Source organism: Nakamurella alba (assembly GCF_009707545.1).
Lineage (GTDB): Bacteria > Actinomycetota > Actinomycetes > Mycobacteriales > Nakamurellaceae > Nakamurella > Nakamurella alba.
Genome location: NZ_WLYK01000001.1, coordinates 1,562,396 through 1,587,234, shown reverse-complemented (window position 1 = coordinate 1,587,234; position 24,839 = coordinate 1,562,396). Strand labels below are relative to the sequence as shown.

The window sequence follows — 24,839 nt, the reverse complement described above, 5'->3', positions numbered from 1 at the left end:
CCGACAGGCAGGAGCGCGCGTGGGTCCGCAGGATCGATGGGCCGCGCTGCTGGACATCCTCGGCCGGGACGGCCGGCTCGACGTCGCCGACGCCGCGGCCGAGCTGGACGCCTCCCCCGCCACCATCCGGCGGGACCTGGACCAGCTGGCCGCCCGGCGGCTGCTCACCCGCACCCGCGGCGGCGCACACCCGGCCGGCGTCGCCTACGACCTGCCGCTGCGTTACAAGACCGGCCGGTTCACCGAGGAGAAGGCCAGGATCGGGGCTGCGGCCGCGGCGCTCGTCCCGCCCGGCTCGGTGGTCGCGGTCAACGGCGGCACCACCACCTCCGAGGTGGCCCGGGCGCTGGCGGCCACCGACGGTCCCGGCGGCCCGGATCCGGACCGACCGGACTACACCGTGGTCACCAACGCGCTGAACATCGCCACCGAGCTCGCCGTGCGCCGGACGGTGAAACTGGTGGTGACCGGCGGCGTGGCGCGGCCGTCCTCGTACGAGCTCATCGGGCCGCTCGCCGAGCCCTCGCTCACCCGGCTGCACCTGGACCACGTGGTGCTGGGGGTGGACGGTCTCGACCCCGGCGCCGGTGCGACCGCGGATCACGAGGGCGAGGCCGCGATCACCGCGTTGATGGTCGGGCAGGCGGATCACGTGGTGGTGGTCGCGGATTCGTCGAAGCTCGGCCGCCGGTCCTTCGCCCGGATCTGCCCGTTGGCATCCGTCGGCACCCTGGTCACCGACACCGGGGCCGACCCGGCGCTGCTGGCCGCGTTCGCCGACGCCGGTCTCCGGGTGGTGGCGGTCTGAACGGCAGGGTAGGACTGCAGGACGGGCCGCCCGACCGCGGCAGGACCCGGGGGACGATCCGCACGGGAGCACAGGGGGCGCAGGGTGATCGGTGAGGTGATGCGGGCCGGGCTGCTGGACGCCGACGTGGTGGCACGACTGCAGCTGGATCTCTGGCAGCAGGCCTACGCCGAGCTGCTGCCCCCGGCGGTGCTGGCGACCCCGCTGGAGACGCTGTTCGACCGGTGGACGGCGCGGATCGCCGGCGGTGGCCCGGTGCTGGTGGCGATGGAGGGCGGTACCCCGGTCGGCCTCGCGGCGCTGTCCGCGCTGCCCGTCATGGGCGTCGGCGAGATCGAGGTGTTCGGCGTGCTGCCGCGTTTCGCCCGGAGGGGGCACGGCGGGCGGATGCTGGCCGAGGCGGCCACCCAGCTGCGGGACACCGGCGCGCACGGCGGGCGCTGGTGGGCGCCGGAGGAGGACCGCACCATCGAACGGTTCCTGGCCTCCGCCGGCTGGCAGCCGGAGGGCCGTCGCCGGGTGTTGGACACCGGGACCGGCCGGTTCGCCGAGGTGGCCTACTCCGGCGGGTTGGACCTCGTCGCCGTCTGATCCCCCGGCGCGGCGGCGTCCCCGCGGGACTCCAGCTCGATCGCCGTGCGGATCGCCGCCCGGGCCCGTTTGCGGTCACCGGCCAGCTCGTAGGCCTCGCCCAGCGCGAACCAGCCGCGCCAGTTGTCGGGGTCGGCCTCCACCCGGTCCTTCACGGTGCCGAAGTACTCGTCGGCCGCCGCCCGCTCGACCCGGCCGGACGGACGGCGCGGCAGGTCGGCACCCTCCGGCGGCACGCCCTCGGACTGCAGCCGGCGGGACAACCGGGCGCTCGCCGCACCGAACCGCAACTCCATCACCACCAGCACGATGCCGATCAGCGGGAGCAGCAGCACCCCGACACCCAGTCCCACGCCGACGATCTCGCCGGACCCGATCAGCAGGAGGGCACGGTCGGTGAGGAACCAGAAGTAGATCCCGAGCACCGCGACCAGGATCGCCACGGTGATCCGGGCGCGCATCGGCGATCAGTCCAGTCCGAGGACCGACTCGAGGCCCAGGGTCAGCCCGGGCCGCTGCGAGACGGACCGGACGGCGGTGAGCACGCCGGGCATGAAGGAGGACCGGTCCAGCGAGTCGTGCCGCAGGGTCAGCGTCTCCCCCGTGCTGCCGAGCAGCACCTCGAGATGGGCGACCATGCCCGGCAGCCGGACCGAGTGCACGTGGATGCCGTCGACGGTGGCGCCGCGGGCACCGGCGGTCTCGATGGTGGTCGCATCGGGCACGTCGCCGAGCCCGGCGGCGGCGCGGGCCTGCGAGATCCCGCGGGCAGCGGCGACGGCAGTGCCGGACGGGGCATCCGCCTTGCCCGCGTGGTGCAGCTCCACCAGCTCCACCGATTCGAAGAAGCGGGCCGCCTCCCGGGCGAACCGGGCGGCGAGCACCGCGCCGAGGGCGAAGTTCGGCACCACCATGACGCCGAGATCGGTGCCCTGCAGCCATCCCCGGATCGTCTCGGCCCGCTCGTCGTCGATGCCGGAGGTGCCGACCACGACGTGGATCTGCTGGTCGAGGGCGAACCGGATGTGGTCCATCACGACGTCGGGGTGGGTGAAGTCGACGACCACCTGGCTGCCGGCGTCGGACAGTGCGAACAGCCACTCGCGGCCGCCGACGGTGGCCACCAGGTCGAGGTCGGGCGCCTCGTCGATCGCCCGGCTGACCTGGGTGCCCATCCGGCCGCGGGCGCCGATCACGCCGACCCGCAGAACCTCATCCGACATCGCGCTGCTGCCTCTCTCGCCGTGCCCGGGGAATGCTGGTGACCGTGCCGCTCCGGGGCCGCACTGTGGTCCCGGCTGCGGCGGACGCCCCTACCGCCTCGAGGAGACCGGCCGGCAGGTCCTGCTCGTGGGCGTAGGGACCGACCACTGCGCCGACCAGCGGGCCGCGCAGCAGCTCCGCGGCCAGCGCGCCGACCGCCTCGGCGTCCACCGCACGGATGCCGGCGAGCTCCTCGTCGACGGTGCGGTGGCGGTCCCGGGTGAGCAGGTTCTTGCCGATCCGGCTCATCCGTGACTCGGTGTCCTCCAGGCCGAGCAGGAACCCGCCGGTCAGCTGGCCCTTGACCCGCTGCAGCTCGGCCGGTTCCAGGCCGTCGGCGGCCACCGATTCCAGCTCGGCCCGGATCAGTCCGCCGACGGTGCCCAGGTGCTCGGGCTGGCAGCCGGCATAGACGGAGAAGGACCCGACGTCCGCGTAGGCCGAGGTGGCCGCGTACGTGGAGTACGCCAGGCCCTTCTCCTCGCGGATGGTGCGGAACAGCCGGGACGACATGCCGCCGCCCAGCGCCGCCGTCAGCACGGCCAGGGCCGGCCGCCGGGTGTCCGCCCGGCGCAAAGCCGGCACCCCGATGTTGAGGTGCACCTGCTCGATGTCGCGCTCGACGACCAGCACACCGGTCCGCGGCTTGTAGCGGCCGGTGCCGACCCGCGGGCCGACCGGGCGCCGGCCCTCGACGGAACGGCCGGCGAAGGCCCGCCGCACCCAGCGGACCACGTCGCCGTGGTCCACCCCGCCGGCCACCGCGACGACCATCCGCTCCGGGTGGTAGCGGCGCCGGTAGTAGCCGTTGACCTGGGTGCGGGTCATCCGGGAGATGGTGTCGACGGTGCCGATCACCGGCTCCGCGATCCGGTGGCCGGCGAACAGCGCGGCGGCGAACGAGTCGCCGAGGGTGTCCTCGGGATCGTCGTCGCGCATGGCGATCTCCTCGAGGATCACCGATCGCTCGACGTCCACGTCGTCCGCGGCGATGACCGCGTCCAGCACGACGTCGCAGACCGTGTCCACGGCCGCCTCGCAGGTGCTGGCCAGCACGTGCGCGTAGTAGCAGGTGTACTCGTGCGAGGTGAAGGCGTTGAGCTCGCCGCCGACCTCGTCGATCGACGCCGCGATCTCCGGACCGGTCCGGGTCCGGGTGCCCTTGAACAGCAGGTGCTCGAGGAAGTGCGACGCGCCGGACAGGCCGCGCTGCTCGTCGATCGAACCGACACCCACCCAGATGCCGACCGAGGCGCTGCGGGCGCTCGGCACGCTCTCGGTGACCACCCGGAGTCCTCCGGGCAGTACCGAGAGCGTCACCGCGCTGCCGCCGTCACCCCGCTCGAGCACACGGGTCTGCACACGTGCGGCCACGAAGCGGTCGGCCTCAGCCCTGGGCCGGGGCGGACTCGGCATCGGCCGGCGCTTCGGCCGGTGCGGAATCGGCCTTGACCGGCACCAGGCTGATCTTGCCGCGGGCGTCGATCTCGGCGATCTCGACCTGGATCTTGTCGCCGACGTTGGCCACGTCCTCGACCTTGTTGATCCGCTTGCCGCCACCCAGCTTGCTGATGTGGACCAGGCCGTCGCGGCCCGGCAGCAGGGAGACGAAGGCACCGAAGGCGGTGGTCTTGACGACCGTGCCCAGGAACCGCTCGCCGACCTTCGGCAGCTGCGGGTTCGCGATGGCGTTGACCATCTCGATCGCCGCGTTGACCGCGGTGGCGTCCGCGCCGGAGACGTAGATGGTGCCGTCGTCCTCGATCGCGATGTCCGCACCGGTCTGCTCGGTGATCGAGTTGATCATCTTGCCCTTGGGCCCGATCACCTCGCCGATCTTGTCGACCGGGACCTTGATCGTGGTGATCCGCGGTGCGAACAGGCTCATCTCGTCGGGGGCGTCGATGGCCTCGTTCATCACCTCGAGGATCGTCAGCCGCGCGTCGCGGGCCTGCAGCAGCGCGGCGGCCAGGACCTCGGCCGGGATGCCGTCGAGCTTGGTGTCCAGCTGCAGCGCGGTGACGAACTGCTTGGTGCCGGCGACCTTGAAGTCCATGTCGCCGAACGCGTCCTCGGCACCCAGGATGTCGGTCAGCGCGACGTACTCCGTCTTGGAGTCGACCGTGTCCGAGACCAGGCCCATGGCGATACCCGCGACCGGGGCCTTCAGCGGCACACCGGCGTTGAGCAGCGACATGGTCGAGGCGCAGACCGAGCCCATCGAGGTGGAACCGTTGGAGCCCAACGCCTCAGACACCTGGCGGATGGCGTAGGGGAACTCCTCCTTGGACGGCAGCACCGGCACCAGGGCGCGCTCGGCGAGCGCGCCGTGGCCGATCTCGCGCCGCTTCGGCGAGCCGACGCGGCCGGTCTCACCGGTGGAGTACGGCGGGAAGTTGTAGTTGTGCATGTAGCGCTTGCGCGTCTCCGGGGAGAGCGTATCCAGCTGCTGCTCCATGCGGAGCATGTTCAGCGTGGTGACGCCCAGGATCTGGGTCTCGCCGCGCTCGAACAGCGCCGAACCGTGCACCCGCGGCAGGTAGTCGACCTCGGCCGACAGCGGGCGGATGTCGGTCAGCCCGCGGCCGTCGATGCGGACCTTGTCGCGCAGGATGCGCTGCCGGACGACCTTCTTGGTGACCGAGCGGAAGGCGTTGCCGATCTCCGACTCGCGGCCGGCGAACTGCTCGCCCAGCGCGGCGTAGACCTCGGCCTTGACGGCGTCGCTGGCGGCGTCGCGGTCGTGCTTGCCGGCGACGGTCATCGCGGCGGCCAGCTTCTCCGAGGCGGCGGCCGAGACGGCGTCGTAGACATCGCTCTGGTACGGCGGGAACAGCTTGAACTCGGCGGTCGGCTTGGACGACTCGGCGGCCAGCGCCTGCTGGGCCTCGACCAGGGTGCGCAGGAACGGCTTCGACGCCTCCAGGCCCTGGGCGACGATCTCCTCGGTCGGCGCGGTGGCGCCACCGGCGACCAGCTCGACGGTGCGCTCGGTGGCCTCGGCCTCGACCATCATGATCGCGACGTCGCCCGACTCGGTGACCCGGCCGGCGACGACCATGTCGAACACGGCGTCGGCGAGCTGGGAGTGGGTCGGGAAGGCCACCCACTGACCCGCGATCAGGGCGACGCGGACACCGGCCACCGGGCCGGAGAAGGGCAGGCCGGCGATCTGGGTGGAGGCGGAGGCGGCGTTGATCGCCAGCACGTCGTACAGCACGTCCGGGTTCAGCGCGAGAACGGTGATGACGACCTGGATCTCGTTGCGCAGTCCGTCGGTAAACGAGGGGCGCAGCGGGCGGTCGATGAGGCGGCAGGTCAGGATGGCGTCCTCGGACGGACGGCCCTCACGACGGAAGAACGAGCCGGGGATGCGGCCCGCGGCGTACATCCGCTCCTCGACGTCGATGGTCAGCGGGAAGAAGTCGAACTGCTCCTTGGGGTGCTTGCCGGCGCTGGTGGCCGACAGCAGGACGGTGTCGTCGTCCAGGTAGGCCAGCACCGAACCGGCGGCCTGCTGGGCGAGACGACCGGTCTCGAAGCGGATGGTGCGGGTGCCGTAGGCGCCGTTGTCGATGACAGCGGTGGCGCTGGTGGCGGTGGGGTCGGACATGTGTCTCCTCTTTGTGACCCGGTCCCCGTCCATGGGGTTGCCCGGGGTGTGGTGCGCCGCGCGCGGACATCGGTGCCCGCGGGCGGTGCCACCTCGTCGTCGTCGGGTCGGCGTGCTCGCGGGACGTCCCGCCTGGGCCGGCCGTCGATCGAAGCCAACGGACCTCGCCGCGCCGTGCGCGGGTGTTCCGGTGGCCACTACCGAGGACCGGTCAGAGCCGGCTGCTGCTTCCGAGGTGGCTGGGTGGTGCTGGTACTCGTACTGCTGGTGGTGCTGGTGCTGCCGGTACTGCAGGTCCTGCGTCGCAAGGGCGCAGTAGCAGTCAGGGGAGCACCCTGGTGGGCACTCCCCTGACCGACCGCCTTATCGGCGCAGGCCGAGCCGCTCGATCAACGAGCGGTAGCGGGTGATGTCGACGGTCTGCAGGTAACGCAGCAGGCGACGACGACGCCCGACGAGGGCCATCAGGCCACGGCGGGAGTGGTGGTCGTGCTTGTGCGCCCGCAGGTGCTCGGTCAGGTCCGAGATCCGCTTGGTCAGCATCGCGACCTGGGCCTCGGCCGAACCGGTGTCGGTGTCGTGCAGGCCGTAGGAGGAGAGGATCTCCTTCTTCTGCTCGGTGGTCAGTGCCACTGGTGGTGCTCCTTGTGCTGCTGTGCCGTGACCGCCCGCTCCGGACGTGTGCCGGGGGGATGACGGTGCCGGCCGCCACGGACTGCAGCCGGACCCAGCAGAGAATCCTACCAGCGGCGACCGGCCCGGCCGCGCACGCCGACCCGGGCCGTCAGACCCCCAGCACCTCGCGGGTGCGCTCGACGTCCAGGCCGATCTGGGTGATCAGCGCGTCGACGTCGGTGTAGCGCACCTGGCCGCGCAGCCGCTCGACGAAGTCGAGCGCGACCCGGCGGCCGTAGAAGTTGCCGCCCTCGTCCAGGACGAAGGCCTCCACGGTGCGCACCTTGCCGGAGAAGGTCGGGTTGGTGCCGATGGACACCGCGGCCGGCGAGCGCCGGGTACCGAGCAGGAACCAGGCGGCGTAGACCCCGTCGCCGGGCACCGCGGTCCACGGCTCGACGTCGAGATTGGCGGTGGGGTAACCGAGTTCGCTGCCACCCCGGCCGTCGCCGTGCACCACGAAGCCCTCCACGCGGTGCGGGCGGCCGAGCGCGGACTCGGCGGTGCGGACGTCGCCGGCGGCGATGCAGGCCCGCACCATGGTCGAGCTGACCGCGACGGTCTCGTCGGTGACCAGGTCCAGCCCGTGCGCGGTGAAGCCGAACTTGGCGCCCAGCTCGGCGAGCAGCTCGACCGAGCCGGCGCCGCGGTGCCCGAACCGGAAGTTGGCGCCGACGACCACGGCGGCGGCGTGCAGCCGGTCGACGATGGTGTCGTGCACGAAGACGCCCGGGTCGGTCGCCGCCACGGCGGGGGTGAACGGCAGCACCAGGAACACGTCGATGCCCAGCTCGGCCACCAGCTCGGCCTTGTGGCGCAGCGTGACCAGCTGCGCCGGGTGACTGCCCGGCCGCACCACCTCGGCCGGGTGCGGGTCGAAGGTCATCAGCACCGACGGCAGCCCCAGTTCGCGGGCCTTCGCGACGGTCGCCGCGATCAAGGCCTGGTGCCCGCGGTGGATGCCGTCGAAGACACCGATCGTCAGGACGCACCGCCCCCAGCCCTCGGGGATCGCGTCCAGACCACGCCACCGCTCCACGCCGCACTCCTTCGTCACCGCCCGGCCGCCGGGCCCGTTCCGCACCCCAGGGTGTCACGCGCCCGGCGCTGCCCGGACACACCCCCAGGACCGGGGAACGCTGTGTGGCCGGCGGTCGGCGGACCCGCTCGCCCGTTCAGCCGGCGCGCGCCCCTCAGCCGGCCGGCGCCCAGACCAGTTCGGGTCGCGCCTGCACACCGCGGTTGCGGACCAGCGCCATCAGCCGGCCGTCGTGCAGCACCGCGGTGGTGGCCGGGTCCCCGCCGGCCTTGATCCCGCGGCCGAATGCCAGCTCGCCGGCCTCGGTGGCGTCGGCCTGCCGGACCGGGAACACCGCCCGCACCACCGCCTCCGGCGGCAGCAGCAGCCCGGCGGCCCGGGTCCGCAGCTCGTCGGTCGGGTCCGGGTTCCGCTCGCCGCGCGGGGCCGGCGGCCGGCCGTCGAAGACGTCCAGCGCCGTGTCCACCGTGAACGGGCCGACGGCGGTGCGCCGGAGCCGGGTGAGATGTGCGCCCACACCGAGACTCTCGCCGAGATCACGGGCCAGCGCGCGGATGTAGGTGCCGGACGAGCAGTCCACCTCGACGTCCAGGTCGATCCACCGGCCGACCGGATCGCGACGCACCGGCCCGATGATCTCGAACCGGTCCACCCGCACCGGGCGGGCCGGCAGGTCCACCTCGACGCCCTCGCGCACCAGGTCGTAGGCCCGGCGGCCGTCGACCTTGATGGCCGAGACACTGGACGGGCGCTGCAGGATGTCGCCGGTCAGCGGCGCGACGGCGGCGGTGACCGCGGCATCGGTCACCGCCGCCAGCGCGGCCGGGTCGGCGGTCGTCAGCACCTCCCCCTCGACGTCGTCGCTGACCGTGGTGGCGCCGAGCCGGACGGTCGCGGCGTAGGACTTCCCGGTCAGCACCAGGTGGGACAGCAGCTTCGTCGAGCGCTCCACGGCGACCAGCAGCAGCCCGGTGGCCATCGGGTCCAGGGTGCCGGCGTGCCCGACGCGGCGGGTGGCCATGATCCGGCGCACCCGGCCGACCACGTCGTGCGAGGTGCAGCCAACCGGTTTGTCGACCAGCAGCAGCCCGCCGTCCGGTGGCCGCGTCACGAGACCACCCCCGACCGCTGCTCCGCCGGCACCGGAGCCTCTCGGACCACCTCTGCCTCCCGTGCGACCTGTGCCTCCCGGACCAGCTGCGCCTCGCGCTCGAGTTCCTCCTCGTCGACCAGCTCCCAGCGGTGCACGTGCAGGTGCACCGGCACCTGCTCGCCGCGGGCCTCGGCCAGCAGCACGGCCGCCCGGGTGCGCAGCCACCAGGTCATCAGCCGGGCCAGCGCGACCGCGGTGACCACCAGGATCGCCAGGAAGGCCAGCCGGTAGTTGCCCGGTCCGCCCGCCGGATCGCCGGTCAGGTCCAGGATCTGGCCGACCAGGAAGGTGCAGACCACGGTCCCGGTGAACCCGCCGACGTTGACCATCCCGGTGGCGGTGGAGATCCGGTGCCGGGGGTTGTAGTCGCGGGCCAGCATGAATCCGACCGCCGACGCCGGGCCGCCGACCGCCAGCAGCACGATGACCACGATCAGCACGGCCACCGGCGGCCGCCCACCGGGCCAGGCGACCAGCACGACCCACCCGGCCATGCAGGCCAGGCTGACCACCACGGCGAGGGGCGTCCGGATGGTCGGTCGGCGCCCGACCAGCGGCCCGACCAGCAGGTTGCCGGCCACGCCGCCGATCACGAACAGCGTCATCAGCGACGACGCGACCGACGGCGCCAGCCCCAGGTACTCCGTCATGTACGGGAAGCCCCACAGCACGGCGAAGGTCGTCGGCCCGGCCATCGTCGTCAGGTGCACCCAGAAGCCGAGCCGACCGGCCGGCAGCCGCCAGGCCGTCTTCACCTCGGTCCACACCCGGCGACCGGCCACCGGGCCGTTGGCCGTGGCCTCCTCGATCTCCCGGAACGGCGCGGCGGTCGCGGGACGCAGCAGCAGCAGCCCGTAGACGATCGAGAGCCCGCCGGCCACGGCGAACGTCGGGGTCCAGCCGACGCCGTGCAGCAGCCCGGTCATCGGGAGGGTGGCGGCCAGGTTGCCGATGGTGCCCATGAAGCCGGTGAAGGTGGTCAGCGTCGCGTACCGCCGGGCCGGGAACCAGCCGGCGACCAGCCGGAGCACGGAGATGTAGGTCATCGCGTCGCCGCAGCCGAGCAGTCCGCGGGCGAGCAGTGCGGGGACGAACCCGGTGACGAACGAGAACAGCACCTGGGCCGTGCCCATCGTGAGCGTCGCCGCCAGCAGGATCCGCCGCGGCCCCCACCGGTCGACCATGATCCCGGTCGGGATCTGCATCACCGCGTAGACGGCCAGCTGCAGCATCACGAAGGCGGAGAGCTGGGCCGCGTTGAGCGAGAGCCGTTCGGCGGCCAGCGGGCCGGCGACGCCGAGCGAGCTGCGGTGGAAGACGGCCAGGACGTACACGCCCGCACCGATCGCCCAGACCAGCCACCCCGGTGCGGGAGCGGTGGACGGGCGTCGCAGCAGAGCGACGGGCGAGACGGACACGATGCCTTCCGGGAGTTGCGGGCGGTGCTGGACGAGCTGCGGGGGTCAGGTCAGGGCGAGCGCGGCGGTGGCCAGGTGGCGGGTGGTGAGCTGGCAAGCCAGCTCCGCGTCACCGGCGGCGATGGCCTCCCGGATCCCCCGGTGCTCACCGAGAGTCCTTCCGGCGCGGGCGGTGTCGAGCCGGCCGAGCGGATCGAGCAGGTTCGCCCCGCCCATCCGCAGCTGCCGGTCCCGCAGTCCGCCGTACAGCTTGGACAGGATGGAGTTGCCGGCGGCGTCGACGATCGTGGCGTGGAAGTCGCGGTCGGCGGTGACGTACTCGTGCAGCAGCCCGTCCGCGGCGGCGGTGGCCAGCGCGTCCAGCGGGCCGTCCAGGGTCTGCGCCAGGGTGGGTCCCCGACCCTCGCCGATCACCTGGCGGACGCAGTGCGTCTCCACCAGCTCCCGGGTGGCCAGGATCTCGCGGGCCTCCTGGGCCGTCACCGGCAGCACCAGCGCGCCGCGTTTGGGCAACAGCCGCACCATGCCCTCGGCCTCCAGCCGGAGCAGCGCCTCCCGCACGGGGGTGCGGGACACCCCCGTCTCCTCGGCGATCCGGCCCTCGGCGAGCAGGTCGTGGTCGGCGAACCGGCGGGACAGGATCGCGGTGCGGACGTGTGCATAGACTCGGTCGGCGGCCGACGACCGCACCTCGGGTGCGCGGGTGTGCGCAGCGCAGTCCACCGATGATGCGTCCATGATGTATCTATGCTGCCCCAGGTGCGGCGCCGAGGCAACCGGGGGCCGGCCCGCTCATCCGGACAGGGCCGCCAGCAACCGTTCCCGGGCCTGCCCGATCGTGCCGTCGCAGGAGTAGCCGGCGGCCCTGACGTGCCCGCCGCCGCCGAGCACCGTGGCCACCGCCGAGACGTCGGTGCCGGGCAACGAACGCAGCGACACCTGCCAGTGCGCCGGCCCGGCCTGTTTGAACACCGCGGCGACCTGGGTGCCCTTGGTCGTGCGGACGATGTCGATGACGGAGTCGAGCTCCTCGCTGCGCAGCCCGGCGGCGTCCTCGGTGGTGATCCAGGTCCAGACCACCCGGGTGCCGGTGGAGGCGGTGACCACCTCGGCCCGGCCGAGGACCGCTGCGAGCATGCCGAGCCAGCCCTCGGGGTGCGTGTCGGTGATCGGGCGCATCAGCTCGTCCGGGCTGACCCCGACGTCCAGCAGTCGTCCGGCCAGCCGGTGCCCGGCACCCGTCGAGTGCCGGAAGCCGACGGTGTCCGTCGCCAGGCCCGCGTAGAGGTTCTCCGCGATGTCGGTGTCGATCGGCAGGCCCATCCGGTCGAGCAGGGCGGCGATCAGCACGGTGGTCGACTCGGCGGTCACGTCCACCACATGGTCCGAACCGAACCGGGTGTTGGACGCGTGGTGGTCCACCACCAGGGTGCGCGGGGTGGTGTCGACCAAGGCGCCGAGCCGGCCCAGCCGGGCGCGGGAGTTCACGTCGACGGTGACCAGCAGCCCGGGGGTGGGGTCGACGTCGTCGGCGGGCACGACGAGCTCGGCACCGGCCAGCCCGGCCAGCGACTCCGGGATCTCCGCCGGCTCGGCGAACGCCACCTGCACGGTGCAGCCGTTCCGGGACAGTGCGAGACCGAGGGCAAGGGCCGAACCCAGGGCGTCGGCATCCGGGTTGACGTGCGCCAGGATGACCACCGACGACGCGTCCTCCAGCAGCGCCGCTGCGGCGGACAGGTCGGCGTCGTCGAACCGGGACGGCGCACCGGCCGGGCGCGCCCGCGCAGAGGTCCTCATGCGCCGGCTGCTCGGGTCATGGGCGGGAGGCTACTCCCCCGCCGGTGAGCCCCCGGTCCGCTGTCGTGGGACATCCACCTACCGCCGTTCAGGGGTGCTGCTCGACCCGTTCGTCGGTCAGGTCGGCGTCCTCGTCGGACCAGTCGTCCGTGTCGTCGGGGTCGACCTCCCGCGGGGCCTTGTACGGGTCGGCCTCGCCGGCGTAGGTCGCGCCCTCGGCGCGCTGGGCCACCTCGGCATCGGATGCCCGCGCGGCGGCGAGCAGGTCCTCGATGTGCGAGGCGTGCTCGCCGAGGGTGTCCTGCCGGAACGCCAGGGTCGGGGTGAACTTGATGCCGGTCTGCCGGCCGACCGTGCTGCGCAGCACACCGGTGGCGCTGGCCAGCGCCTTGGCCGACTCCTCGGCCTCCTCCGGCGTGCCGTACACGGTGTAGTACACGACCGCGTCACGCAGGTCCGGGGTGACGGTCGCGGTGGTCACCGTGACCATGGCCAGGCGCGGGTCCTTGACCGTGTGTTCCAGTTCGGTGGCGACGATGGCCGCGATGCGCTTCGCGAGCCGTCGTGCGCGGGCGGAATCCGCCATGGGGTGCTCCTCGTTCTCGTGCTGCCGTACCTCGTGCTGCCGTGCTTCGTGGTGCAGTACCGGTGCCGTGCCCCGTACTGACGTGCTCAGTCCTCGGGGCCGACCCACCGCCGGTGCACGGACAACAGCTCCAGTTCCGGTTCGCCGGCCAGTTGCCGCTCGCAGGTGTCCAGCACCTCGCCGACGTGCGCGGCGGTGCCGGAGACCACGGCCACCCCGATCTGCGCCCGGCGCAGCAGGTCGGTGTCCCCCGCCTCGGCAACCGAGACCTCGAGCCGGCGGAGCCGGGCCAGCACCGGTCGCAGCACGGCCCGCTTCTGCTTGAGGGAGGAGACCGCGCCCAGCAGCACGTCCGCCTCCAGGATGCCGACGTACACGCCACCCCCCGGTCCGGGCGGTGCGCCGTCCCGTCCGGCCGGACGGGACGGCGCACCCACCTCGTGAGCTGCGCTCAGCTGCGCGGCTTCTCGCGGATCTCGTAGGTCTCGATCGTGTCGTCGACCTCGATGTTGTTCCAGGACCCGAGCCCGATACCGCACTCGAACCCTTCGCGCACCTCGACCGCGTCGTCCTTGAACCGGCGGAGCGAGTCGATGGTGAGGTTGTCGTTGATGACGACACCGTTGCGCAGCAACCGGGCCTTGGCGTTCCGGCGGATCTCCCCGGAACGCACGATGCAGCCCGCGATGTTGCCGAACTTGGACGACCGGAACACCTCGCGGATCTCCGCGGTGCCCATGGCGACCTCTTCGAACTCCGGCTTGAGCAGGCCCTTGAGCGCCGCCTCCACCTCGTCGATCGCCTGGTAGATCACCGTGTAGTACCGGATGTCCACACCCTCCTGCGAGGCCATCTCCGAGACCCCGCGCACCGGCTTCACGTTGAAGCCGATCACGATCGCGTCGGTGATGACCGCCAGGTTGATGTCGTCCTGGGTGATGCCGCCGACGCCGCGGTGCACGACCCGCAGGTTGACGTCGTCGCCCACGTCGAGCTTCATCAGGGCGTCCTCGAGCGCCTCGACGGTGCCCGAGTTGTCGCCCTTGATGATCAGCGTGAGCTGCTCGATCTTCTTCTCGGCCAGCGCGGCGCCCAGGTCCTCCAGCGAGATGCGGCGGCGGTTGGCGACCTGCGCCTTGCGGGTGGCGGCCTGGCGGGCACCGGCGATCTGCCGGGCCACCCGGTCCTCCTCCACGACCATGAACGAGTCACCGGCGCCCGGGACCGAGGTGAAACCGAGCACCTGGACCGGCCGCGACGGGAGCGCCTCGGAGACGTTCTCGCCGTTGTCGTCCAGCATCGCCCGGACCCGGCCGTAGGCGTTGCCTGCCACGATCGAGTCGCCGACGCGCAGCGTGCCGCGCTGCACCAGGACGGTCGCCACCGCGCCACGACCACGGTCGAGGTGCGCCTCGATGGCCACACCCTCCGCGTTCATGTCGGGGTTCGCCCGCAGGTCCAGCGCCGCGTCCGCGGTCAGCAGGATGGCCTCCAGGAGACCCTCGATGTTGAGCCGCTGGCGTGCGGAGATCTCGACGAACATGGTGTCGCCGCCGTACTCCTCGGCGATCAGGCCGTACTCGGTGAGCTGCTGCCGGATCTTGTCCGGGTTCGCGCCCTCCTTGTCGATCTTGTTGATCGCCACCACGATCGGCACCTCGGCGGCCTTCGCGTGGTTGATCGCCTCGACGGTCTGCGGCATCACGCCGTCATCCGCCGCGACCACCAGCACCACGATGTCCGTGGACTGCGAACCACGGGCACGCATGGCGGTGAACGCCTCGTGGCCCGGGGTGTCGATGAAGGTGATCAGCCGCTCGTCGTCGCCCAGGTGCGTGGTGACCTGGTAGGCGCCGATGTGCTGGGTGATGCCGCCGGCCTCCCGGTCCACCACGGAGGTGTTCCGGATCGCGTCCAGCAGCTTGGTCTTGCCGTGGTCGACGTGACCCATGACCGTGACCACCGGCGGGCGGGCCTGGAGGTCCTCCTCGCCGCCCTCGTTCTCGCCGTAGGTGAGGTCGAAGCGGCCGAGCAGCTCGCGGTCCTCGTCCTCGGGCGAGACGATCTGCACGTCGTAGCCCATCTCCGAGCCGAGCAGCTCGAGGATGTCGTCCGAGACCGACTGGGTCGCGGTGACCATCTCACCGAGGTGGAACAGCGCCTGCACCATCGACGCCGGGTTGGCGTCGATCTTGTCGGCGAAGTCGCTCAGCGAGGAGCCGCGGGCCAGCCGGACCGTGGAGCCGTTGCCACGCGGCAGCTGCACGCCACCGATGGTCGGCGCCTGCATGTTGTCGAATTCCTGGCGACGCTGCTTCTTGGACTTGCGCCCCTTGCGCGCCGGGCCGCTCGGGCGACCGAACGCACCGGGCGCGGCACCGCCGCGACCACGACCGCCACCGGGGCCACCGCCGACGCGCGGACCGCCACCACCGGGCGCTCCGCCGGGACGGTAGCCGCCGCCGCCACCACCGGGCGCACCGCCCGGACGGTAGGGACCGCCGCCACCGGTGCCGGGACGCGGGCCGCCGCCCGGACGCGGGCCACCGGGACCGCCCTGACCGGGCACACCCGGACGGGCGCCGGGGCGCGGGCCGGGAGCACCGCCGGGACCGCCCGGACGCGGGCCGCCCTGGCCGGGCGCCCCACCGGGACGGGCCTGCGGCGGACGCGGGGCACCCGGGACCGAACCGCCGGGGCGGCCGGGGGGCGCCTGGCGGGCACCGACGTTGAACGGGTTGTTGCCGACCCGCGGCGGGCGCGGGGCACCGGGGACGCCACCGCTCGGGCGCGGCGGGCGCGGTGCCACCGGGGCACCGGCGGCCGGGGCCGCACTCGCCGCCGGGGCGACCGGTCGGGCCGCAGGGGCGGGAGCGGGTGCGGCAGCAGCCGGACGCGCGGCCGGAGCCGGCGCCGGGGCAGCCGGACGGGCTGCCGGGGCGGGAGCGGGTGCAGCAGCAGCCGGACGCGCGGCCGGAGCCGGCGCCGGGGCAGCCGGACGGGCAGCGGGAGCCGGGGCGCTCGCCGCCGGGGCGGGTGCCGGACCCGGACGGGAGGCCGGCGCTGCCGGGCGACCCGGGGTCGGGCCGCCGGCCGGACGCGGAGCGCCGTTGCCGGAACCGTTGGTGGAGCCGCCCGACTTGCCACCGGCGGCCGGGTAGGCCTCCTTGAGCTTGCGGACGACGGGTGCCTCGATGGTCGAGGACGGGGACTTCACGAACTCCCCGAGATCGGCGAGCTTCGCCATGATCTCCTTGGAGGACTTGCCGAGCTCTTTCGCGAGCTCATGTACTCGGGCCTTGCCTGCCACTGCTCTCCTCACGGTGAGGCCGGGCGGGCTGGGCCGCTCGACCTCGTTAGTAGTACCGGTGCCTGCTCATCGGTGGAGCTTCACGGGGTGCTCACGATGGGTCGACCTGCTTCCTGACGAGGGGGCTCCACCGCGGGAGTGCGGTTCGGTCCCGGGTCCGGCGGTCCTGCGGCCTCCGGTGAACCGGTGGCCGCGACGAACTGCCGCACCGTACTGCCGTCGAGCGGCTCCGACCGGCGCAGGGCGCGGCCGAAGGCCTTCCGACGCTCCGCGAGCGCCAGGCACCCCTCGTCGGGATGCAGCCAGGCCCCCCGGCCGGGGAGCCTGCGTCGTGGATCGGGGACCAGGGTCCCGTCGCCCGCGACGACACGGAGCAGTACCGACACCGGCTCCCGCCGCCGACAGCCGATGCAGGTCCGGGTCGGCTCCGGCCTGGCTCCGGTACTGCTCGTACCGGGAGACATGCGGGACCCATCTCGGAGAATCTGCTGGACGGCGGACTGCGGTGGAGAGTCGGCGGACCGGGCGCACGGATGCACACGGCCGGTCGGCCATACGAGTCTAGCGCTTCGGCGGGCTCCCGCTCACGACGCGCTCACCGGTCGCGCTCGTTCGGCAGTTCGCAGCCGTCCGCCGGCAGCCGTCACGACCCGGCGGCCGGTGCCGGCGCCGCGTCGCTGCGGATGTCGATCCGCCAGCCGGTGAGCCGCGCGGCGAGCCGGGCGTTCTGGCCCTCCTTGCCGATCGCCAGCGACAGCTGGAAGTCCGGCACGACCACCCGGGCCGCCTTGGCGACCGGGTCGACCACCGTCACCGACAGCGCGCGGGCCGGGGACAGCGCGTTGCCCACGAAGGTCGCCGGGTCGTCGTCGTGGTCGATGATGTCGATCTTCTCGCCGGACAGTTCGCTCATCACGGCCCGCACCCGCTGCCCCATCGGCCCGATGCACGCGCCCTTGGCGTTCACCCCGGGGACGGTGGCACGGACCGCGATCTTCGACCGGTGACCGGCCTCCCGCGCCACCGCGGTGATCTCCACGGTGCCGTCGGCGATCTCCGGCACCTCGAGCGCGAACAGCTTCCGGACCAGGTTCGGGTGCGTGCGGGACAGCGTGATCTGCGCCCCGCGGGGTCCGCGGGTCACCGACACCACGAAGCAGCGGAGTCGCTGGCCGTGCACGTACGACTCCCCCGGCACCTGCTCGGCCGCCGGGATCACCCCCTCGACGTCGCCGAGGCTGACCACGACGAGGCCGCGGGCGTTCACCTTGGCGTCGGCGGTCACCGTGCCGGTGATCAGGTCGTGCTCGGTGCCGGCGAACTCGCCGAAGGTGCGCTCGTTCTCCACGTCCCGGAGCCGCTGCAGGATCACCTGCCGGGCGGTGGTCGCGGCGATCCGACCGAAGTCCTCCGGGGTGTCGTCCCACTCCCGGAAGTCGTCGTCGTCTCGGTCCGCGGAGCTGGCGGCCAGCACCCGGATCACCCCGGTCCGCCGGTCCACCTCGACCCGCGCGTGCGCGGCATGGCCGTCGGTGTGCCGGTAGGCCGTGAGCAGTGCGGTCTCCAGCGTCTCGATCAGCGACTCGAAGGAGATCTCCTTCTCCCGCTCGACCGCGCGCAGGGCGGCGATGTCCACATTCATCGGCTCGTGCCCTCTTCCTCTGTCACTGCTGATTCCCTGTCACTGGTGTCACTGCCCTCGTCGTCGGCGGTGTTCTCGTCGTCGACCGAGTCGTCGTCTTCGTCGGCGTGCTCGGCGTCGTCTCCGTCAGGCCCGTCGAGGTCGACCTGCTCGTCGTCGTGGTCGGCACCGGCCTGCGCCAGCAGTGCCCGGACCGCCGGTGGCGGCGGCGCGAACTCCACCTCGACGGCGGCTTTGGCCACATCGTCGTAGGCCAGCTCCTCGGTGACGACGGAAGCCGGTCCGGTCAGCACGGTGAGCACGGTGTCGGTCGCAAACAAGATCCGCACCTGCCGGCGACCGCCGTCGGTCGTCTGCAGCGAGACCAGCCGACCGGCGGCCCGGCGGAAGTGACGGGGCAGGGTCAGCGGCCGGCCGATGCCGAAACTGGTGACCTCGAGGGTGTAGGCCCGGCCGCCCATCGGGTCGGTGCCGGCGGCCTCGCGCGCGTCGAGCTCGGCCGAGACGGATCGGGAGACGGTGGCGATCCCGTCCAGGTCGACGCCGCCGTCGGCGTCGATGACGATCTTGACCCGGCGACGTGCGCCGGCGGTCTGGACCAGCAGTTCCTCGAGGTCGTACCCGGCGGACGCGACGACGGGGGCGACCACGGCCCGGAGCCCGTCCGGTTCACCAGCGGACATCGACGTGCACCCGACCTTTCTGCAGTTGTCCGGTCGCCGACCGGCAGTGCGGCGGCGATCCCGGTGGGCAATCGTAGTCGACCGGCGGCCTTCGGGAGCGCCCGCTGTGGTGTTCCGGCGCCGGCCGGGATGCCGGCAACGGCTCGCCGGGTGCCGCGCGATGCCGGAGCACCGCCGGTGCACTGACATGATGGGGGCGTGCATCCCTCCGCCCCCGACCCGGCCGCGCGTGCCCCGCGCACCGCACCCGCCGTCGGGCGGCGCGCGGCGATCGCGGGTGTCGGCGGCGCGGCGCTGCTGCTGGCGGCCGGCTGCAATCCCTTCGGCACGTCGTCGGCGCCGAGCACGGTGACGGAGACCGCTGCCACGGATCCGACGATCGACCCCATCGCGTCGCTGATCGCCACCACCCGCCTCGCCGTCCTCAATCTGGAGGCGGCGGCCACCGTCGACAAGGAGCGGGCAGCGCTGTTGAAGCAGCTGCTCGGCGACCGGCAGGCGCACCTCGAGGCGCTGTTGGACGAGTACGCCCGGACCGACAGGGCGAAGGCCGAGTCGATGCGCTCCGCCGGTGGTTCGGTGCCTGTCCCGGCCGACGCCGACGCGGCACTGGAGCAGGTCCGGGCGGATGCGACCCAGGCCTACACACAGTTCACCGACGGGCTGGCGCTCGTCTCCCGCTACCGGGCAGCGCTGTTCGGGTCCATCGCGGCCTGCCTGCAGACCCATCGGGTGGTGCTCGGATGAGTTCGGTCGAACCCACACCGTCCGATCCGGGCACCGGCGTGCCGGACTCCGGCCAGGGAACGGCGCAGACGGTGCCGGCCGGACTGCCGGCGGAGGCACTGGAGTCCCTGGGCACGGTGCTCGACAACGAGCACGCCGCGGTCTGGGGCTACGGGCTGGTCGCAGGTTTCGACAAGGCGAACGCGGCGCTGTACGCGGTGATCCGCAACGCGCACCTGGCGCGGCGGGATCAGCTGGTCACCATCATCACCGCGTCCGGCGGCTCGCCGTCCACCGCCGCACCGTGGTACCAGGTCCCCGCGGTCACCGACCAGAAGTCGGCCCTGGCCCTGGCTCTGGAGCTGGAGACGGACTGCGCGACGGCCTGGCACGCGGTGATCGGCAACACCGACATCGCCGAGCTGCGCGGTCTCGGCCTGTCCGGCCTCACCGACGCCGCGACCTTCATGACCCGGATCAAGACCGCGGGCAAGATCAACCCCTCGACGATCGCCCTTCCCGGCGCCCCTGCCTGACCCACCCCGAGGCGTCGTCCACCAGCAGGTTCTCCACCGGCAGCGGCGTCACCGGTGCTCACGACCCACGGTGCTCGTCACCCACGTCGGCCAGCAGGATCCGGGATCACCGGGCACCCGCACGGCAGCCGCGCCCCGGGCGAGGCAGCCGTGCGGGCGGGAGCTACCGGGCCAGCTGCGCCACGGTGTGCGCGGCCTCGGCCAGGGCCACCTCGGACTTCTCGCCGGTGGCCCGGTCCCGGACCTCGATGACACCGTCCGCGACCCCGCGGCCCACCACCACGATCGTGGGCATGCCGAGCAGCTCGGCGTCGGCGAACTTGATGCCGGGCGAGACGTTCCGGTCGTCGAGCAGCACGCTGATGCCGGCGATGCCGAGAGCGGTCGCGAGATCCTCTGCGGCGCCGGTGATCTGCTCGCCCTTGCCGGCGATCACCAGGTGCACCTGGTACGGCGCGACCGCCCGCGGCCAGATCAGACCCTTGTCGTCGTGCGAGTTCTCGGCGACCGCCGCGACGGCACGGGACACCCCGACCCCGTAGGAGCCCATGGTGACGGTGACCAGCTTGCCGTTCTGGTCGAGCACCTGCAGCCCGAGTGCGTCGGCGTACTTGCGGCCGAGCTGGAAGATGTGTCCCATCTCGATGCCGCGGGCCAGCGACAGCGGGCCGGACCCGTCGGGAGCCGGGTCGCCCTCACGGATCTCGGCCACGTCGAGCACCCCGTCGGCCTCGAAGTCACGGCCGTGCACCAGGTCGAAGACGTGCTTGCCCGGGGCGTCGGCCCCGGTCACCCAGGCGCTGCCGCGGGCGACCCGGGGGTCCAGCAGGTAGCGGATCCCGGTCGCCTTCGTCTCCCCCAGCACGCCCGGCCCGATGTAGCCCTTGACCAGGGCCGGAACCTTGCGGAAGTCGTCCTCGGTGAAGGCGTCGACCTCGGCCGGGCTGATCGCCGCCTCCAACCGCTTCATGTCCACCTCGCGGTCACCGGGCAGGCCGATGGCCAGCGGCTCCCGGGTGCCGTCCGGGTGCCGCAGTGTGACGATCACGTTCTTCAGCGTGTCCGCGGCCGTCCACGCCGCGCCCGCGCGGGGGTGCAGCCGGTTGGCCACGGCGACCAGGGTGTCGATGGTCGGGGTGTCGGGGGTGTCCTCGACGTGCGCCGCCGGGGTGCCGGAGCTGTCCACCTCGGCCGCCGGCGGCGTGCGCACCGCCTCCACGTTGGCCGCGTAGCCACCGGCGGACCGGACGTAGGTGTCCTCACCCACCTCGGAGTCGGCCAGGAACTCCTCGGAGGCGCTGCCGCCCATCGCACCCGACATCGCCGACACGATCACGTACTTCAGCCCGAGCCGGTCGAAGATCCGGATGTAGGCGGCCCGGTGCGCCAGGTACGAGGCCTCCAGCCCCGCGTCGTCGATGTCGAACGAGTAGGAGTCCTTCATCACGAACTCGCGGCCGCGCAGGATCCCGGCCCGCGGACGCGCCTCGTCCCGGTACTTGGTCTGGATCTGGTAGATGGACAGCGGCAGCCCCTTGTAGGACGACACGATGTCCTTCACCAGCAGGGTGAACATCTCCTCGTGGGTGGGGCCGAGGAGGTAGTCACCACCCTTGCGGTCCTTGAGCCGGAACAGGTTGTCGCCGTACTCGGTCCACCGGCCGGTGGCCTCGTAGGGCTCGCGCGGCAGCAGTGCCGGGAAGTGCACCTCCTGCGCGCCCATGGCGTCCATCTCCTCGCGGACGATGCGCTCGACGTTGCGCAGCACCGTGTACCCGAGCGGCAGCCAGCTGTAGATGCCGGGGGCGGCCCGCCGGATGTACCCGGCGCGCACCAGCAACTGGTGGCTCGGCACCTCGGCGTCGGCGGGATCCTCGCGCAGGGTGCGCAGGAACAGGGTCGACATGCGGGTGATCACGGGTGCTTCTCCTCGGTGTGGGCGCTGCGTCCGGGACGGCGCGCCCACACACCCTAGCCGCGCGCCAGGTCGCCGCCGGTCGCTCGTCGGGATCGTGCGGTCGAGCATCGCGGCGAGGATCGGTCGCTCGTCGGGATCGTGCGGTCGAGCATCGCAGCGAGGAATCGGTCGCTCGTCGGGATCGTGCGGTCGAGCATCGCAGCGAGGGACGAGCGAGAAGCGCAGGACGCGAGATCCCATCAAGGACGAGCGACCCGCGAGCGCCAGCTCGCCATGTCACGAGCGAGAAGCGCAGGACGCAGGATCCCATCAGGGACGAGCGACCCGCGAGCGCCAGCTCGCCATGTTCAGGCGGGCCGGGGCGGTCAGAACCGGCGGCCGTAGGTGGTGTTCAGGTGGGTGGGCTCGAAGCCGATCCGCCGGTAGAGGCGGCCGGCGCCGGTCGGCGAGTCGGAGTCGACGTTCAGCTCGGCGTACTCGTAGCCCTGCGCCTGCAGCCGGTGCAGGGAGTGGATCAGCAGGGTGGTGGCCAGGCCACGACCGCGGCCGCGGCGGGCGGTGCCGACCCGGGCGATGTAGCCGACCCGGAAACCGAGCGCCGCCGTCTCGGCCGGGAACTCCTCCACCAGCACGAAGGCGACCACACCCTGCTCGTCGACCGCGACCAGCGAGTCGGCGCCGCGGAAGCTGCTGGAGTCGGCGAAGTAGCTCTTCCACCGCACCGGGTCGATCGGCGCCGACCCCCAGTGGTCCGCGAACGAGTCGTTGGATGCGACGAGGGTGGAGTCGTCGAGATCCGGCGACCAGGGCAGGATCTCGATGCCCGCGGGTGCGGGCGGCAGCTCCGGGAGGTCGCCGAGGGTGTGCCGCATGTCCTGGAAGTAGCGCCACGGCTCGTAACCGGCGGACTTCGCCAGCCGGGTCAGCCGGGGGCGCCGGTCCCGTACCCAGATCTTCAGCTCGCCGGGCATGCCCGGGTGGTCGGCATCGCGGATGGCCGTGGCACCGGCGGTCAGCTCGTCCAGCAGCCGGCGCCCGAGGCCCTGCTCCAGGTAGTCCGTCCGCACTCCCCCGAACAGACCGGCCTTCCACACCCCGACCGGCTGCGAGATCGACAGCGACCCGAAGGCGACCAGCCGGTCCCCGTCGGTGATCCCGACCGTGCCGCGGGCCGCGTCGGTGGTCGGGCTGTCGAACTCCTCCAGCACCTCCTCGACGTCCCAGAACTCGTCGGCCGGCTCCAACGCTTCCATCTCGGCGATGATCTCGACCATCGCGGGGGCGTCGGACTTCTCCAGCGGGCGACTCTGCAGGCTCACCCGGCTGACGCTACCGGGCACCGGCAACCGGATTCCGGCCTACGAACGACGGGCCCGCGGTGGGCACGGTCCGCTCCCACGGCCGTGTCCGGGCGGATCGGCACCCTTCGGGGGTGGACGGCCCGGCCGCGCCTCGGTCGGGAGCGAGCCCCGCACACCGGTAGCGTTCCGCGTCGTGCTCGTGCTGCTGCCCCCGTCGGAGACCAAGAACCCCGGCGGTGCCGGACCCGCCCTCGATCTCGGCACCCTCCCCTTCCCCACCCTCGACCCGGCGCGCCGGGTGCTGCTGGACGTGCTGCCCCGGCTGAGCGCGGACCCGGTCGCTGCGGCGGCGGCGCTGAAGGTCTCGGCATCGCTGGCCGCGGAGATCGCGGCGCACAACGGGTCGCTGACCACCGCCCCGACCGCGCCGGCCCTGGACCGGTACACGGGAGTGTTGTTCGCCGCGCTGGTCGGTACGGGATTCACCAGGGCCGAGCGCGAGCGGGCCGGGCGACGGCTGCTGATCACCTCGGCGCTGTTCGGCCTGCTCGAGGCACGCAGCCCGGTGCCCGCGTACCGCCTGTCCGCCGGCTCGAAACTGCCTGGTGTCGCCGGGATCCCGGCGCACTGGCGGCCGTCGCTCGCCCCGGTCCTGGCGTCCCTGCAGGGACCGGTGATCGATCTGCGGTCCGGCTCCTACGCGGCGTTCGCGCCGGCACCCGGCGCGCTGACCGTGCGGGTGGTGACGGTGCTGCCGGACGGCCGCCGGATGTCGGTCAGTCACGACAACAAGTCCACCAAGGGCCGTCTCGCCCGCCTGCTGGCGACCACCCGGGCCGAACCCACGGACGTCGCCGGGGTGATCCGGGTGCTGCGGCGCGGCGGGTGGACGGTCGAGCAGACCGGCCCGACGGCGATCGACGTCCCGGTCGACCTGGCCGACCTGCACCGCGTGGGCAGCTGACCGGCCGCCTACCCTGGACCGATGTCGGTGTCCGAGCCCCTGCCGATGCCCGTCCCGCCGGGCCTGATCGACGACGCCGTTGCGGCGACCAGGGAGGTGCTCGGCGGCCTCATCGACGCGGACTGGTCCGTCCCCGCGGGTGACGTCGACTGGTCCTGCGCCCGGGTCGCGGCGCACATCGCCGACGACCTGTTCTCCTACGCGGGTCAGATCATCGGCGGGCGGCTGGACGGCTACCTGCCGATCGAGGCCGTGGTGCCCGACGACGCGACCCCCGAGGACCGGCTGGACTGCATCGAGTTCTGCGCCGCACTGCTGCGGCTGGCCGCGCTCGACACCCCCGCGACCGCACGCGCCGGGCATCCCAGAGGAGTGTCGGACCCGGGTGGGTTCGTGGCGATGGGCGCGGTGGAGTGCGTGGTGCACACCTACGACATCGCCCGCGGACTCGGCGTGGACTGGCGCCCGCCGGCCGGGGTGTGCGCCGTGGTGCTGGACCGCCTGTTCCCCGGCGCACCGGCGGGTGATCCGGTGGACGTACTGCTGTACAGCGCGGGCCGGCTCCCGCTGGGTGACCGGCCGCGCCTGACGTCCTGGGGATGGGACTCGACGGTCCGCTGAACCGGGCCGGGACGTGCGCGGAAAATCAGTGGCGGCACCGGGGCCGGGCGGTCCATCCTGTTCCCGTGCCCGACGGTCGGGCGCCTGCCAGGCGGAAGGAGAGATGACCATGACTGTGCGTGCGGTCAGCCCCCGCCCCCCGATCACCTCGCCCGTCGAGCCGTCGACGCCGTTCGTCCGAGTCCCGCGCAC

24 protein-coding genes are annotated in these 24,839 nt (G+C 72.9%); 6 read left to right on the top strand and 18 right to left on the bottom strand.

Annotated elements, in window-relative coordinates; translation table 11 throughout:
* Positions 1 to 19: 19 nt before the first annotated feature.
* Positions 20 to 808, top strand: a complete 789-nt coding sequence (locus GIS00_RS07215; protein ID WP_322097641.1) for a DeoR/GlpR family DNA-binding transcription regulator — start codon at positions 20 to 22, stop codon at positions 806 to 808.
* Positions 809 to 892: 84 nt separating this feature from the next.
* Entirely contained in the window at positions 893 to 1,399 is a 507-nt protein-coding gene (locus GIS00_RS07210) for a GNAT family N-acetyltransferase (protein WP_154767518.1), read from the top strand.
* Here GIS00_RS07210 and GIS00_RS07205 read toward each other — a convergent pair.
* The 16 genes from GIS00_RS07205 to rimP form a co-directional block, all read right to left on the bottom strand.
* A complete protein-coding gene (locus GIS00_RS07205) occupies positions 1,366 to 1,860 on the bottom strand; it encodes a tetratricopeptide repeat protein (protein WP_154767517.1) in 495 nt (164 codons plus the stop codon). The two genes, GIS00_RS07210 and GIS00_RS07205, sit on opposite strands and share 34 nt — an antisense overlap.
* Positions 1,861 to 1,866: 6 nt before the next feature.
* Positions 1,867 to 2,622, bottom strand: a complete 756-nt coding sequence (gene dapB / locus GIS00_RS07200; protein WP_154767516.1) for a 4-hydroxy-tetrahydrodipicolinate reductase — start codon at positions 2,620 to 2,622, stop codon at positions 1,867 to 1,869.
* Positions 2,612 to 4,078, bottom strand: coding sequence for a M16 family metallopeptidase (locus GIS00_RS07195; RefSeq protein ID WP_154767515.1), 1,467 nt, complete (start codon positions 4,076 to 4,078; stop codon positions 2,612 to 2,614). The genes dapB and GIS00_RS07195 overlap by 11 nt, the downstream gene beginning before the upstream one ends.
* Positions 4,050 to 6,275, bottom strand: coding sequence for a polyribonucleotide nucleotidyltransferase (locus GIS00_RS07190; RefSeq protein WP_196073153.1), 2,226 nt, complete (start codon positions 6,273 to 6,275; stop codon positions 4,050 to 4,052). The genes GIS00_RS07195 and GIS00_RS07190 overlap by 29 nt, the downstream gene beginning before the upstream one ends.
* Positions 6,276 to 6,638: 363 nt before the next feature.
* Positions 6,639 to 6,908, bottom strand: a complete 270-nt coding sequence (gene rpsO, locus GIS00_RS07185; protein WP_322097639.1) for a 30S ribosomal protein S15 — start codon at positions 6,906 to 6,908, stop codon at positions 6,639 to 6,641.
* A gap of 151 nt (positions 6,909 to 7,059) precedes the next feature.
* Complete coding sequence (locus GIS00_RS07180; RefSeq protein ID WP_322097638.1) at positions 7,060 to 7,989, bottom strand: bifunctional riboflavin kinase/FAD synthetase; 930 nt, start codon at positions 7,987 to 7,989, stop codon at positions 7,060 to 7,062.
* 154 nt (positions 7,990 to 8,143) lie between these two features.
* The gene (gene truB, locus GIS00_RS07175; protein ID WP_322097637.1) at positions 8,144 to 9,100 is read right to left on the bottom strand and encodes a tRNA pseudouridine(55) synthase TruB; all 957 of its coding nucleotides are present in this window, start codon (positions 9,098 to 9,100) and stop codon (positions 8,144 to 8,146) included.
* Entirely contained in the window at positions 9,097 to 10,560 is a 1,464-nt protein-coding gene (locus GIS00_RS07170; RefSeq protein WP_322097636.1) for an MFS transporter, read from the bottom strand. Before GIS00_RS07170 ends, truB begins: the two co-directional genes overlap by 4 nt.
* Before the next feature lie 45 nt (positions 10,561 to 10,605).
* Positions 10,606 to 11,298 (bottom strand): GntR family transcriptional regulator, encoded by a 693-nt coding sequence (locus GIS00_RS07165; protein WP_154767513.1) that lies wholly within the window; start codon positions 11,296 to 11,298, stop codon positions 10,606 to 10,608.
* A 54-nt stretch (positions 11,299 to 11,352) separates the two neighbouring features.
* Positions 11,353 to 12,360, bottom strand: coding sequence for a DHH family phosphoesterase (locus GIS00_RS07160; RefSeq protein WP_154767512.1), 1,008 nt, complete (start codon positions 12,358 to 12,360; stop codon positions 11,353 to 11,355).
* An 88-nt stretch (positions 12,361 to 12,448) separates the two neighbouring features.
* Positions 12,449 to 12,946 carry a 30S ribosome-binding factor RbfA gene (gene rbfA, locus GIS00_RS07155; RefSeq protein ID WP_154767511.1) on the bottom strand — a complete coding sequence of 166 codons (498 nt, stop codon included), beginning with the start codon at positions 12,944 to 12,946 and terminating at the stop codon, positions 12,449 to 12,451.
* An 86-nt stretch (positions 12,947 to 13,032) separates the two neighbouring features.
* Entirely contained in the window at positions 13,033 to 13,323 is a 291-nt protein-coding gene (locus GIS00_RS07150) for a DUF503 domain-containing protein (RefSeq protein ID WP_322097635.1), read from the bottom strand.
* A gap of 74 nt (positions 13,324 to 13,397) precedes the next feature.
* A complete protein-coding gene (gene infB / locus GIS00_RS28860) occupies positions 13,398 to 16,256 on the bottom strand; it encodes a translation initiation factor IF-2 (RefSeq protein WP_322097634.1) in 2,859 nt (952 codons plus the stop codon).
* Positions 16,257 to 16,336: 80 nt separating this feature from the next.
* A complete protein-coding gene (locus GIS00_RS07140) occupies positions 16,337 to 16,720 on the bottom strand; it encodes a YlxR family protein (protein ID WP_154767510.1) in 384 nt (127 codons plus the stop codon).
* Between the two features lie 179 nt (positions 16,721 to 16,899).
* Positions 16,900 to 17,898: a transcription termination factor NusA gene (nusA, locus tag GIS00_RS07135; RefSeq protein ID WP_154767509.1), complete on the bottom strand. Its 999-nt coding sequence runs from the start codon at positions 17,896 to 17,898 to the stop codon at positions 16,900 to 16,902.
* Positions 17,895 to 18,581 carry a ribosome maturation factor RimP gene (rimP, locus tag GIS00_RS07130; RefSeq protein ID WP_196073152.1) on the bottom strand — a complete coding sequence of 229 codons (687 nt, stop codon included), beginning with the start codon at positions 18,579 to 18,581 and terminating at the stop codon, positions 17,895 to 17,897. Before rimP ends, nusA begins: the two co-directional genes overlap by 4 nt.
* A gap of 198 nt (positions 18,582 to 18,779) precedes the next feature.
* Between rimP and GIS00_RS07125 the strand changes: the two genes are divergently transcribed.
* Together GIS00_RS07125 and GIS00_RS07120 are read left to right on the top strand one after the other, a co-directional pair.
* Positions 18,780 to 19,328 (top strand): hypothetical protein, encoded by a 549-nt coding sequence (locus GIS00_RS07125; protein WP_154767508.1) that lies wholly within the window; start codon positions 18,780 to 18,782, stop codon positions 19,326 to 19,328.
* Positions 19,325 to 19,843, top strand: coding sequence for a ferritin-like domain-containing protein (locus tag GIS00_RS07120; RefSeq protein WP_154767507.1), 519 nt, complete (start codon positions 19,325 to 19,327; stop codon positions 19,841 to 19,843). Before GIS00_RS07125 ends, GIS00_RS07120 begins: the two co-directional genes overlap by 4 nt.
* Positions 19,844 to 20,006: 163 nt before the next feature.
* Here GIS00_RS07120 and GIS00_RS07115 read toward each other — a convergent pair whose 3' ends face one another.
* Positions 20,007 to 21,761: a proline--tRNA ligase gene (locus tag GIS00_RS07115; protein ID WP_322097633.1), complete on the bottom strand. Its 1,755-nt coding sequence runs from the start codon at positions 21,759 to 21,761 to the stop codon at positions 20,007 to 20,009.
* A 365-nt stretch (positions 21,762 to 22,126) separates the two neighbouring features.
* Positions 22,127 to 23,080, bottom strand: a complete 954-nt coding sequence (locus GIS00_RS07110; RefSeq protein ID WP_154767506.1) for a GNAT family N-acetyltransferase — start codon at positions 23,078 to 23,080, stop codon at positions 22,127 to 22,129.
* Between the two features lie 175 nt (positions 23,081 to 23,255).
* On the opposite strand from GIS00_RS07110, the gene GIS00_RS07105 reads away from it, so the two are divergent.
* Positions 23,256 to 24,026 (top strand): YaaA family protein, encoded by a 771-nt coding sequence (locus GIS00_RS07105; protein ID WP_322097632.1) that lies wholly within the window; start codon positions 23,256 to 23,258, stop codon positions 24,024 to 24,026.
* A 21-nt stretch (positions 24,027 to 24,047) separates the two neighbouring features.
* Positions 24,048 to 24,647, top strand: coding sequence for a maleylpyruvate isomerase N-terminal domain-containing protein (locus GIS00_RS07100; protein ID WP_230312885.1), 600 nt, complete (start codon positions 24,048 to 24,050; stop codon positions 24,645 to 24,647).
* The last annotated feature ends 192 nt before the right edge of the window (positions 24,648 to 24,839 follow it).